We start from the raw sequence: 12588 nt of genomic DNA, 5'->3' as shown, positions 1-12588 counted from the left end.
TAATCTTAATTTTAGTTAATTTTCTTCTTCCGTTTCGTTATCCGATTCGCCCTCTTCTTCTTCAGTATCATCAGCTTCAGGAGTAGTATCGGCTTCTATTTCTTCACCGTCTGTAACTACAACATCTGTTAAATCTACTGTTTCTTCTTCGTCCTCTTCGTGGTCAATTTTGGTAACCGATGCAATTTCGTCATCACCTTTTAATGATATTAAACGAACCCCCTGAGTGGCACGTCCCATTACCCTTAAAGCTGAAACCGGAATTCTGATTACAATACCTGAACGGTTAATAATCATCAGATCTTCGCTATCAGTAACATCTTTAATCGATACCAGTTGTCCGGTTTTTTCCGTAACATTAATGGTTTTTACCCCTTTACCACCACGGTTGGTTACACGGTAATCTTCAATATCGGTACGTTTTCCGTAACCTTTTTCTGATACCACCAACACGGTAACTTCAGGATTATTAACAGCAATCATGCCAACAACTTCATCCTGATCGTGCGCAAGCCTTACACCACGTACACCGGTTGCAGTTCTACCCATCGGACGAACGGTTTTTTCGTTAAAACGAATCGCTCTGCCTGAACGTAAGGCCATTACAATTTCGCTTTCGCCATTGGTTAAACAAGCTTCTAATAAAATATCGCCTTCGTTAATGTTAATGGCATTGATACCATTTACACGCGGACGAGAATATGCCTCAAGAGAAGTTTTCTTAATGGTACCTTTTTTAGTACACATAATGATGAAATTGTTCTCTAAATATTCCTGATCTTTAAGGTTCTTAACCTTAATATAAGCTTTAATTTTTTCTTCTTTCGGAATATTGATGATGTTCTGGATCGCCCTTCCCTTACTGGTTCGCGAACCTTCCGGAATTTCGTACACCCTGAGCCAGAAACACCTTCCTGCTTCGGTAAAGAACAACATGTAGTTATGGTTGGTGGCTACCAGCATGTGCTCAATAAAATCTTCATTTCTTGAGGTACTGCCTTTAGATCCTTTACCACCCCTTCCCTGCGCTTTAAATTCGCTTGCAGGCGTACGTTTAACATATCCTTCGTGAGAAATGGTGATCACAACTTCTTCATCGTCGATGAAATCTTCCATGCTCATATCTTCGGCCGAGTGAACGATGGTAGTTCTGCGCTCATCTCCAAATTTCTGTTTCACTTCTTCCAGCTCATCTTTAATGATTTTCATCCGCAAACCTTCATCTGCTAGAATAGATTTCAAGTATTCGATGGTTTTCATTAATTCAGCATATTCTTCTTTGATCTTATCACGCTCTAGTCCTGTTAAACGACGTAAAGTCATATCCAGGATGGCGCGTGCCTGAAGGTCGCTCAGCCCGAATTTCTCCATTAAACCTAAACGGGCTTCTTCCGGCGTTTCGGAAGCACGGATCAATTTAATTACTTCATCTAAATGATCTAAAGCAATTAAATAACCTTCTAAAATGTGTGCACGTTTTTCGGCCTCGGCTAATTCGTATTTGGTACGGCGAACAATTACATCATGACGGTGATCCACAAAATGCACAATCAAATCTTTAAGATTCAACATCTGCGGACGTCCTTTTACCAATGCAATGTTGTTTACACTAAACGAGGTTTGTAGCGCTGTATATTTATAAAGGTTGTTTAAAACGATAGAGGCATTTGCATCACGTTTAATTTCGTACACGATACGGATACCATCTTTGTTCGATTCATCTTTGATGTTCGAAATACCTTCCAGTTTTTTCTCGCCCACTAATTCAGCAGTACGCTCAATCATCTGTGCTTTGTTTACCTGGTACGGAATTTCGGTAACAATAATTACCTCGCGGTCTTTAATGTTTTCGATTTCGGCTTTTGCGCGCATTACAATACGTCCGCGACCAGTTTCGAAAGCTTCTTTTACGCCGGTATAACCATAAATAATACCACCTGTAGGGAAATCGGGAGCTTTTACAAACTTCATTAATTCCTCTATGGTAATATCCCGGTTGTCAATATAATTTATAACCCCGTCAATTGCTTCAGTTAAGTTATGCGGCGCCATATTGGTGGCCATACCTACTGCAATACCCGAAGAACCGTTAACTAAAAGGTTAGGTATTTTTGCAGGTAATACCGTTGGCTCCTGCTCAGTATCATCAAAGTTTAACTGAAAATCAACCGTATCTTTATTAATATCTGCAACCATTTCTTCGGCAAGTTTGCTAAAACGTGCCTCGGTATAACGCATTGCAGCTGGCGAATCACCATCAATGTGGCCAAAGTTTCCCTGACCATCAACCATTGGATAACGTAAGCTCCAATCCTGAGCCATACGAACCATGGTAAAATATACGGATGCATCACCATGTGGGTGATACTTACCTAAAACCTCACCCACAATACGGGCTGATTTTTTATAAGGTTTTCCGCTGGTTACACCTAAACCCAACATGCCGTAGAGCACACGGCGGTGTACTGGTTTCAATCCATCGCGTACATCGGGCAAGGCCCTTGATACGATTACCGACATTGAATAATCAATGTAGGCCGATTTCATCTGCTCTTCTATGTTAATTTGAATGATTTTGTCGTTCTGCTGATTTTCTAAATCTTCTGCCATAAATTATTATTCTCGCTACTTAAAACGATATTAAAAAAGGGTATTACTATAACCTTGCGAATTTAACAAAATTATGCCGAATTAAGGCATTGTGGAAAAGTTTTGACCTTTGTGATAGGTTTTTTATGCCCGATGGAATTTTAATTTACTGAAGGCCAGTTTAACGCGTTCCGTTATTGTGCAGATCAATTGAGTTTTATGTTTTTTTTGGAAATGTAAGGTTCAGTATTAATGGCGGGCAGCAGCCCTGCTACCGCTGCAAGTCCTCCCCGATTGAAAATCGGGATGCGGGCTTTTCGCTATATCAGGTTTATAAACACGGGTTCTTTATTAAATATTTCGTTTAAACCGATCAGGTTTTTAAAGGTTTGTAGAACTTAAGTAATTCTGATACTTTTGTTTTTCAACCTCTAATATAATGGCAAACGAGAAAAAATCTGCAATGAGTTTTATTATGGTCACCCTGCTGATCGATTTTACAGGCTTTGGGATCATTATTCCGGTTTTACCAAAACTTATACAGGATTTTACCGGTGGAGGCTTTGGTTTGGCGGCAGAATATGGCGGCTGGCTTACTTTGGCCTATGCATCCGTTCAGTTTATATTTTCTCCGATTATTGGGGCTTTAAGCGATCGATACGGCAGAAGGCCTGTATTATTGAGTTCGTTGTTTGGCTTGGGTATCGATTATATTTTCCTGGCTTTTGCCCCTTCAATTGTTTGGTTATTTGTAGGAAGAATTATTGCTGGCATTACCGGAGCGAGTTTTACCACGGCGCAGGCTTATATCGCAGATGTATCTCCGCCTGAAAAAAGAGCACAGAATTTCGGTCTCGTGGGTGCTGCTTTTGGTGTAGGTTTTATTCTAGGACCGGTTTTAGGTGGTGCATTTAGCCATTTCGGTACTCGTGTTCCTTTTATGATTGCTGCAGGTTTATCTTTAATCAACTGGCTTTATGGTTATTTTATCTTGCCAGAATCTTTACCGGTTGAAAAACGCAGGGCTTTTGAATGGAAAAGGGCGAATCCTATTGGCTCTTTGGTTAGTATTGGTAAATATCCGGCACTGTTGGGTTTAATGATTACCTTATTCTTATTGTATTTTGCCAGTCACTCCGTTCAGTCAAACTGGACGTTTTATACGATGGAAAAATTCAACTGGGATGCTTCCTGGGTGGGTTATTCGTTAGGATTTGTTGGTTTAGTAATTGGAATTGTGCAAGGTGGTTTAATCAGGGTGATCTTACCCAAAATTGGCGAAAAGAAAGCGGTTTATTTTGGTTTGATTTTATATGTAATTGGTTTTGTGGCTTTTGCATTTGCCAGTAAAGGCTGGATGATGTTTGCTTTTATGGTGCCTTACGGTTTGGCCGGAATCGGCGGACCAGCAATGCAGGGTTTAATTTCCAATCAGATTCCTGCAAATGCACAGGGCGAAATGCAAGGTGTTTTAACAGGCTTACAAAGCTTAGCTGCTATATTTGCACCCTGGGTTATGACACATATTTTCGCCTATTTTATAGAGGGTAAAGCACCCGTTTATTTTCCAGGGGCGCCTTTTATACTGAGCGCCGTGTTAACCTTGATTGGGTTGTTTATCTGTTTGAGAAGTTTAAAGAAATATCATTGAGTTAAGGGCAATGACTATGCGCTGAGCGCATTCGCTATAGCAACTCATTTGCCAAATTTGCCAATTCGCTCCGCTCCCCTTTTTGCAAGGTAATGTGCGCATACAAAGGATGATTTTTAGCGTTTTCGATTAAATAAGATAATCCATTGCTTTCCGAGTCGAGATATGGTGTATCAATCTGGTAAATATCTCCCGTAAAAACAATTTTAGTATGCTCTCCTGCCCTCGAAATGATGGTTTTAACTTCGTGCGGGGTAAGATTTTGTGCTTCATCAATGATAAAGAAAATCTTGGTGAGGGTTCTGCCACGGATAAAAGCCAAAGGCGCAATGGCTATTTTTTCGGTATTAATCAGCTCGTCAATTTTTTCCGACATTTTATCGTCGCCAATAAATTGTTCTCTAATAAAGCGCAGGTTATCCCATATCGGCGCCATAAACGGATCTGTTTTTGATTTTGCATCTCCCGGAAGGAAACCAATATCTTTATTACTCAGCGAAACAATCGGCCGGGTAACATAAATCTGTCTGAAATTTTTGCGCTGCTCCAAAGCACTGGCCAGCGCCAGCAAGGTTTTTCCGGTTCCGGCATTGCCCTGTATGCTTACCAGTTTAATTTCGGGATCCAAAAGCGCATGAATGGCAAAAGCCTGTTCGATGTTTTTTGGTTTGATTTTAAAAATCGCATCAGTAGAAACAGCAGAAATGGTTTTTAGGCTGTTATTGTAAAATACGTTGGCTGTTTTTCTTTTGTTTTTAAGGATATAAAAATGATTGGCATTTTTGGGTGGTAATCCTAAGTCGCTTGCGTCTACAAAAGTATTTTTCTTTACTTCCTCAATAATTTCACTTGGGAAATCAATCAATTCTGTTTTGCCGGCATAAAGCTCATCTACATTTTTAATTTTACCGGTTTCGTAATCTTCAGCATTCAAATCGAGGGCTTTTGCCTTTAATCTCAGGCAAATATCTTTTGAAACCAGCACTACTTTTTTGTTTGGATGTTCTTCTTTGAGGCTTAAAGCAGCATTTAAAATTTTGTGATCGGTTTTGCCTTTTCCGTACACTTCTTCGGCATCAAGAGTTAAGGGCTTTTCGTTCAATACCACTCTGAATTTACCTGCATCAGGACTTTTTAACGAAATCCAGTCGCTGATGAGTTTTTGTTTAGAGGTTTCATCAATCAGGCGGATAAAACTCCTGGCCTCAAAATTACGTGTATCGTTACCGCTTTTAAAATTATCTAATTCTTCTAAAACCTGAATTGGAATGGCCACATCGTGTTCTTGGAAGTTATTTACGGCATCATGATCGTATAAAATAACCGAGGTATCTAAAACGAAGATCTTTTTTGACGGATTGGAGATTGATTTACCTTTTTTGGCCATTTGGTAAATTTAATATTTTAGGGATAAAATAAAGCAAATTCTCGGATGATCTTTATTTATTTAACCACAGATAAAAAGGATGGACACAGATAACATATATTTATCCGTGCTTATCTGTGTCCATCTGTGGTTAAAAATAAATCCGATTAACATCGGAGTGCCTGTAGTAGTGAAAAATTTGGTCAAAATAAAAACGGGGACTTTCTTCTTTCGATTAAGTTCCCCGTTTTAACTTTAAAAACAACCGTAATTGTATTTTAAAGCATCTAATTCTTGTTACTTTGATTTTTCCGTTTTCGTTAGGTTTTGCAACTTTTGCGATCCGTGAAAATTTATTTCCAACTCTTCCGTCCGTAAACTTCTGAGTTTTCCATAAGCTCTGTTTGGGCCTGTTCGATTTTCTTATCTTCCAACCTTGCGGTGGTAGTGTATATTCTTACTCGGTTTAACCCTTTATGAAATTAATCGTTTTCCCTGTAAACTATCCGAAATAATTCCCCTTTCGGCTCTTTATCTCTTTTGGATTGTTTGTCAGAATTCAAAGTACTTCGTATTTGATATAATCTAATTTAGCACGAAAACACTCATTTGTCAAGAGAAAAATATACGTTTTTATAAACATAGTTATCAACTTAAAACAGCTGTTTATCAACAGATTAATTCAACTAAACAATCGTTTTTATTCCTAATTCGCACTTTTAATAATGTTGTTAACATTTTGGCCGCTTCTACTTATAAACATTTGCTATTATTTTGTTAACCAGTTATTTAACGAAATTCTGCTTAAAAGTTTAAAAAAAGCAAAAAACTTAATTTTAATCACAACAAAAAACTTCGCTATTATGTTATTTTTGTAACATGCAGATCAGGCAACCCATTAGAAACATACAAGACTTTTTACTGAGTACGTATTTTGCCGACGGTCTCCGTATTACTATTGGTGTGCTGCTCCCCTCTTTAATCCTTGCCCAGTTTGGTATGCTAAAGTACGGGATGACCTTATCACTCGGCGCCTTATGTGTAAGCGTGGTAGATAGCCCCGGGCCAATGGTACACCGGAGAAATGCCATGCTGGTTACCACTGCATTAATCTTTACTTTTTCTATCCTGACAGGTTTAACCAATAGAAGCCATTATTTTATCGGTTTTCTGCTTGCTATATCGAGTTTTGTATTTTCAATGTTCTACATTTACGGCATCAGGGCGGCATCGGTGGGTACGGCTGTTTTGCTGATTATGGTGCTGAGTATCGATGACATCAGGCCATGGCAGGAAGTATTGCTACATGCCGTGATGGTGCTTGCAGGAAGCCTTTGGTACACGGGGTTGAGCTATTTTGTTTACCGCCTGCGTCCCTTTCGCCTGGTTCAGCAATCGTTAAGTGATTCTATTTTGGAAGTGGCAGAATTTTTAAGAGAGAAAGCCAAATTTTATCACCAGAACAACAATTACGATAAAACCTATTCAGATTTATTACAGCTTCAGGTTTCTGTTCACGAAAAACAGGATGCCGTAAGGGAACTGCTTTTCAGAACACGCGAAATTGTTCGGGATTCTACTCCTGAAGGTCGTTTTCTTTTACTGGTGTTTGTAGATATGGTCGACCTGTTTGAGCAGGTAATGTCTACCTATTACAATTACCAGCAGCTGCACGATCAGTTTGATAAAGCTGGGATATTATCGGATTATGAAATGGCGATTAAACGGATTTCTTATGCACTGGATGATATTGCTTTTGGCTTAAAAAGTGGCAGAACACCGGTAATTTCGAAACGTTTACTGATTGAAATTGAACGTTTAAAAGTTAAGATCAATGACCTGGAGAAAAACAATCAAAATCAGGAATACAATACCCTGGGCATTATCGCTTTAAAAAATATTGAAGTTAATATTGAAAATATACTGGCGAGGGTGAAAACGATTTTCAGTTATTTCAAAATCAGGAACAGTAAGGATATCCGTCAGGCTGAGGTAGATACCGAGAAATTTATAACCCGGCAGAAATTTGATCTTAAACTTTTTACCGAGAATTTAACGTACAGTTCGTCTACTTTCAGGCACTCGCTGCGCGTAACAGTGGTAATGCTTTTAGGGTTTGTGGTTTCTCAGCTCCTCAATTTCTCGCACAGTTACTGGATCCTGCTAACCATTCTGGTGATATCGAAACCAGGCTTTAGTTTGACCAAAGAACGCAATTACCAGCGTTTAATAGGAACTACCGTTGGCGCATTTATAGGAATGGGCGTGGTAACTTACATTGATGATAAAAATACGCTGTTCGTAATCCTGCTGATCTGTATGATCGGTTGCTATAGTTTCCAAAGGAAAAATTATGTAGTCAGCGTACTTTTTATGACACCCTATATCCTGATCCTTTTTGATTTCTTAGGTATGGGATCAATAGCATTGGCGCGTGAAAGGATTTATGATACTTTTATTGGCTCAGGTATTGCCTTACTGGCCAGTTATTCTTTATTCCCGACCTGGGAGCATGAGAAACTAAAAGAAGCCATGCTTAATATTCTGAAAGCCAATAAGGCCTATTATGCCCAGGTAGTTAAACTGTATTTCGAAAAAAACTATAACAGAACGGAATATAAACTCGCAAGGAAAGAAGTTTATGTAAGTACTGCAAATTTGGCTTCCTTATTTCAACGGATGTTCTCTGAACCGAAAAGCAAACAGTTATTTATTAAAGAAGTACACCAATTTACGGCACTAAGTCATTTATTATCTTCGTATGTGGCCACGCTTTCGCTGTATAATAAGGAGCATGAATTTATTTTTGAAAGTTTTGAGGCTTTAAAACCGATTGCGAATAATACCAACTATTTGCTGGATACGGCTATCGAAAACTTAGAGCAAGGCACCAGTACAATTGATAATGTACCGTTAATCAGGTTAAATGATACCAGTTTAGCAATAAAAAAAGGTGAAGATTTAATACCAGAACAATTTGACCTGATCCAGAAAGTGGCTTATGATATTTATAAATTATCGGTAAAGATTAAGCTATAGTTTTATTCTGTAGAGCTATTCAAATGATCGTCATTTCGAGCGGGGTGCAACTAAGTCAAGAACCACGTAAGTGCTCAGCGAAGCTAAATCTATTTCGAGTTAGATCTCTCTCCCGAATATTCGGGAGGTTTCAGTTGAGATGACGACCGTTTTATAAAAGTCTATTATCATACTCTCAACAACACATAACTTTTCCGTATTTTCGGTGCTTCCGTGGCAAAAAACAATGATGATTAGGTCTTAGATTGCTCCTCTACGGTCGAAAGGACGGCACATGAGGAAGATAACGGACTGAGTTACATTTTAACTTCAACGCTCTGTGTTTTCTATGTTTCCGTAGCTGAAATAGATGTGAAAATCGAGCGAAGGCTAAGAATCTTTTTAAAAACCGATCTTATCAAAATGGCACTACTTGTCTAAAGCGCCCTAGTCAAAAATTAACCGATAATCATACAAAATTGATTAATTAAGTGGCAAATTGTCATAAGGAGATGATAGTCATTCGCTAATCTCTAAATTAGTGAAGAAAGCCTTTTAATCAGATGGCTGGTACCTGTTTCTAACCTATGAAAACAAAAAATGAAAAAACAATTTCTACTTGCCTGTTGCTTTGTTGCGGTAGCTGCGACAATGAGTTGCCAAAAAATGAATCTAAATCCAGGTTTAAATGATGAACTAAAACAAGAGTCTGTAGTTCAGGGTGTAATTTCGCCACAATCGGTAGTGGATGAAAAATCCAGCTGGAAATACCTTGATAATGGATCTGATCAAGGCTCAGCCTGGCGTTCTGCCGGCTTTAACGATTCAGGCTGGAAAACGGGAGCAGGCCAATTTGGCTTTGGCGACGGCGATGAAGCTACAGTTCTACAATCGGGATTTGTGACTTATTACTTTAGGAAGCATGTTAATATAACTGATGTAAATGCACTTCCTGATTCGGTAATCCTCTCTATGATACATGACGATGGGGCTGTAGTATATATTAATGGAACTGAAGTACTGCGCACACCGCTAATGCCTCAAACCGGAACCATTACCTACACCACCGGAACAAGTACTTTTATACCTACCGCTCAGGAAAATAACTTTTTTACTTATAAGATAGCAAAATCACATTTCAATAATGGAGATAATGTTATAGCCGTTGAAGTACATAACCAGAATAGCAGTAGCAGTGATGTGTCTTTTGATCTCTCGATCAGGAACGCTGTAGAATCAGATCCTGATGGACCATATGTGTTTTTCAGGAACAACCAGTATATCGTAAAATCGATTACTAAGCAAAACGGTTATGTGAGCCAAACATATGCTAGTCGCGATCAGGTAAATCTTAATGTAGAACTGCCGGGAGGTGGCTCTTTTGCAGTAAATCTGAAGCCGCAGTTACTCAATCGTGAGCCATCAGAATCGGCCACATTACCAACCAAATATTTCGCAACCTCCGATATTGAAGGTAGTATAGATGCGTTTATTCTGCTACTCAAAAAAGCAAATATTATAGATAACAACTACAAGTGGACCTATGGTACAGGCCACCTCTTCATTATGGGAGATGTTTTTGACAGAGGAAAATATGTAACACAATGTTTGTGGCTGATCTATAAACTGGAACAGGAAGCAGCAAATGCTGGTGGTAAAGTGCATTTTATATTGGGAAATCATGATATTATGAATCTGATAGGAGATTATCGCTATGTGAACGCAAAATATACGGCCAATGCCCAAACCATAGGTGAACCCTATTCTGCACTATACGATGCTGATAGCGAGTTAGGTAAGTGGCTAAGAAGCAAGAATATTTTAGAAAAATCAGGCAATACTTTATTCTTACATGCCGGTATCAGTCCTGATGTGGCTGCATTGCCAAAAACCGTAACCGATCTTAATGTGTATGTAGGCAATGTGATCAATAAAACCTGTACCACCCAAAATTGTAAGACGGCTACCAGTAGTTCTGTTGGTCTCTATTGGTATAGAGGAATGGCTCAGCAAACCCTTACTCAAGCCGAAGTAGATGCCATACTTGCTAAGTTTGGGGCAGATCGTACGTATATTGGTCACACCATTCTTAATAACCAAATTACGCTGTTGTATCAAAGCAAAATACTGGCCATAGATCTGGAACATGCTAATAATTATAATAATGGCTACATGGAGGGTGTATATTATAACAGCGGGTGTTATTTTAAATTTCATACCACACAATTGAATAGTACATATACGCCTTTGATCGGCAGCAATTGTAGCACTCCTTAATGTATGAAGGAAATACTTTTTAGGCTCCGGCATGTCTGGAGCTTAAATAATAACTTTAGGGGAAAGATCTATGATTACTTTTATCCAATGCAGGCGGGATTGCTAAACCTATCAGGCATTACAATTCCCAATCAGATTGGGAATGACGGATTGCTTATAAACCAAAAAAGGTCGTGGCTTAACACCACGACCCTAAAAATATAGAACTGTAAACTTATTTAAGCGTAAGCAACTGCATCTTTTGATGCCAGTTTAGTGGTACCCATCAGGTATTCATCTACTTTGCGTGCAGCTTCCCTGCCTTCAGAGATGGCCCAAACCACTAACGATTGTCCTCGGCGAACATCACCTGCGGCAAAAATCTTTGCAATATTGGTTTGGTAAGTATGTTCCGAAGCTTTAACATTTCCGCGGTTATCTAGCTCTACCCCGAGTTTTTCAATTAATCCTTCTTTTTGCGGATGTAAGAAACCCATTGCTAAAAGTACCAGTTCGCAAGGAAGATCTCTTTCGGTACCCGCAACTTCTTTAAAAGTAACCGGACGACCATTTGCATCGATTTCCCATTCAACATCTACTACCTTTAAAGCTTTAAGGTTTCCATTTTCATCAGCAATAAAGTTTTTGGTATTTACCGACCATGCCCTTTGTGCGCCTTCCTCATGCGATGAAGTATTTTTTAGCAACATCGGATAATTTGGCCATGGCATGTGTTCATTGCGTGCCTGTGGCGGCATTGGCATAATTTCGAACTGCGTAACCGATTTAGCGCCATGACGGTTTGAAGTACCAATACAATCAGATCCGGTATCACCACCACCGATTACGATTACATTTTTACCTGTAGCCATAATATCTTCCACTTCAACAGCTCTGCTGGCAACACGTTTATTCTGTTGCTTTAAGAAATCCATAGCAAAGTGAACACCTTTAGCAGAACGGCCAGGGATTGGTAAATCGCGTGGGATGGTAGAACCACCGGCCAAAACCACGGCATTGAAATCTCTTAATAAAGTACCAATTTCAACATTTTCGCCTACGTTGGCGTTGCATCTGAAAATAATGCCTTCTTCTTTCATTAAATCGATACGGCGATCCACTACATTTTTTTGCAGTTTAAAATCAGGAATACCATATCTTAATAAACCTCCGGGCGCATCATCACGCTCGAAAACGGTAACTTCATGACCTACCTTATTTAACTGAGCAGCAGCAGCTAAGCCTGCCGGACCTGAACCAATTACAGCAACTTTTTTACCGGTTCTGATTAGTGGAGCTTTAGCTTTAATAAAACCTTTTTCGAAAGCGATTTCGATGATGTGTTTTTCAATTTCCTCGATAGAAACCGGAGGACGGTTAATACCCAATACACATGCAGATTCGCATGGTGCCGGGCAAATCCTGCCGGTAAATTCGGGGAAGTTATTGGTACTTAATAAAATATTTGCAGCTAATTCCCATTTTCCCTGGTACACGGCATCGTTAAATTCCGGGATTACATTGCCCAGCGGACAACCTGACTGACAGAACGGAACGCCGCAATCCATACAACGGGCAGCTTGATTATTTAATTCTTGTGCGGGCAATTCATTTAAAAATTCCCCATAGTGTTTTACACGTGTTGCAGCCTCTTCTCTTGTGGGCGCAACTCTATCGTATTCTTGAAATCCTGTTACTTTTCCCATGG

Annotated in this window: 6 protein-coding genes; 3 read left to right on the top strand and 3 right to left on the bottom strand. The window is 39.3% G+C overall.

The features are described from left to right. Positions 1 to 15: 15 nt before the first annotated feature. Positions 16 to 2610 carry a DNA gyrase subunit A gene (gene gyrA / locus ACTJKC_RS23185; RefSeq protein WP_440795744.1) on the bottom strand — a complete coding sequence of 865 codons (2595 nt, stop codon included), beginning with the start codon at positions 2608 to 2610 and terminating at the stop codon, positions 16 to 18. A 418-nt stretch (positions 2611 to 3028) separates the two neighbouring features. Between gyrA and ACTJKC_RS23180 the strand changes: the two genes are divergently transcribed. Further along, positions 3029 to 4240 (top strand): TCR/Tet family MFS transporter, encoded by a 1212-nt coding sequence (locus ACTJKC_RS23180; protein ID WP_440795742.1) that lies wholly within the window; start codon positions 3029 to 3031, stop codon positions 4238 to 4240. Positions 4241 to 4274: 34 nt separating this feature from the next. Here ACTJKC_RS23180 and ACTJKC_RS23175 read toward each other — a convergent pair whose 3' ends face one another. After that, on the bottom strand, positions 4275 to 5627 hold the full coding sequence (locus ACTJKC_RS23175) for a PhoH family protein (protein WP_440795740.1): 1353 nt from the start codon (positions 5625 to 5627) through the stop codon (positions 4275 to 4277). An 858-nt stretch (positions 5628 to 6485) separates the two neighbouring features. Here ACTJKC_RS23175 and ACTJKC_RS23170 point away from each other — a divergent pair. Further along, on the top strand, positions 6486 to 8645 hold the full coding sequence (locus tag ACTJKC_RS23170; protein ID WP_440795738.1) for an FUSC family membrane protein: 2160 nt from the start codon (positions 6486 to 6488) through the stop codon (positions 8643 to 8645). A 645-nt stretch (positions 8646 to 9290) separates the two neighbouring features. Beyond that, positions 9291 to 10901: a metallophosphoesterase gene (locus ACTJKC_RS23165; RefSeq protein ID WP_440795736.1), complete on the top strand. Its 1611-nt coding sequence runs from the start codon at positions 9291 to 9293 to the stop codon at positions 10899 to 10901. A 218-nt stretch (positions 10902 to 11119) separates the two neighbouring features. Here the strand turns inward: ACTJKC_RS23165 and ACTJKC_RS23160 are convergent, their stop codons facing one another. Further along, positions 11120 to 12586 carry a glutamate synthase subunit beta gene (locus tag ACTJKC_RS23160; protein WP_440795734.1) on the bottom strand — a complete coding sequence of 489 codons (1467 nt, stop codon included), beginning with the start codon at positions 12584 to 12586 and terminating at the stop codon, positions 11120 to 11122. Between the last annotated feature and the right edge of the window lie 2 nt (positions 12587 to 12588).

Origin of the sequence: Pedobacter sp. 22226 (genome assembly GCF_052045455.1) — a bacterium.
Classification (GTDB): Bacteria; Bacteroidota; Bacteroidia; order Sphingobacteriales; family Sphingobacteriaceae; genus Pedobacter; species Pedobacter jeongneungensis.
The sequence above is the reverse complement of the archived record's forward strand: the minus strand, read 5'-3'. Positions and strand labels throughout refer to the sequence as shown.

What these genes read in the sequence shown, in the direction of transcription:
- gyrA (WP_440795744.1), bottom strand. Translation starts at nt 2,610, where the DNA reads ATGGCAGAAGATTTAGAAAATCAGCAGAACGACAAAATCATTCAAATT.
- ACTJKC_RS23180 (WP_440795742.1), top strand. Translation starts at nt 3,029, where the DNA reads ATGGCAAACGAGAAAAAATCTGCAATGAGTTTTATTATGGTCACCCTG.
- ACTJKC_RS23175 (WP_440795740.1), bottom strand. Translation starts at nt 5,627, where the DNA reads ATGGCCAAAAAAGGTAAATCAATCTCCAATCCGTCAAAAAAGATCTTC.
- ACTJKC_RS23170 (WP_440795738.1), top strand. Translation starts at nt 6,486, where the DNA reads ATGCAGATCAGGCAACCCATTAGAAACATACAAGACTTTTTACTGAGT.
- ACTJKC_RS23165 (WP_440795736.1), top strand. Translation starts at nt 9,291, where the DNA reads ATGAATCTAAATCCAGGTTTAAATGATGAACTAAAACAAGAGTCTGTA.
- ACTJKC_RS23160 (WP_440795734.1), bottom strand. Translation starts at nt 12,586, where the DNA reads ATGGGAAAAGTAACAGGATTTCAAGAATACGATAGAGTTGCGCCCACA.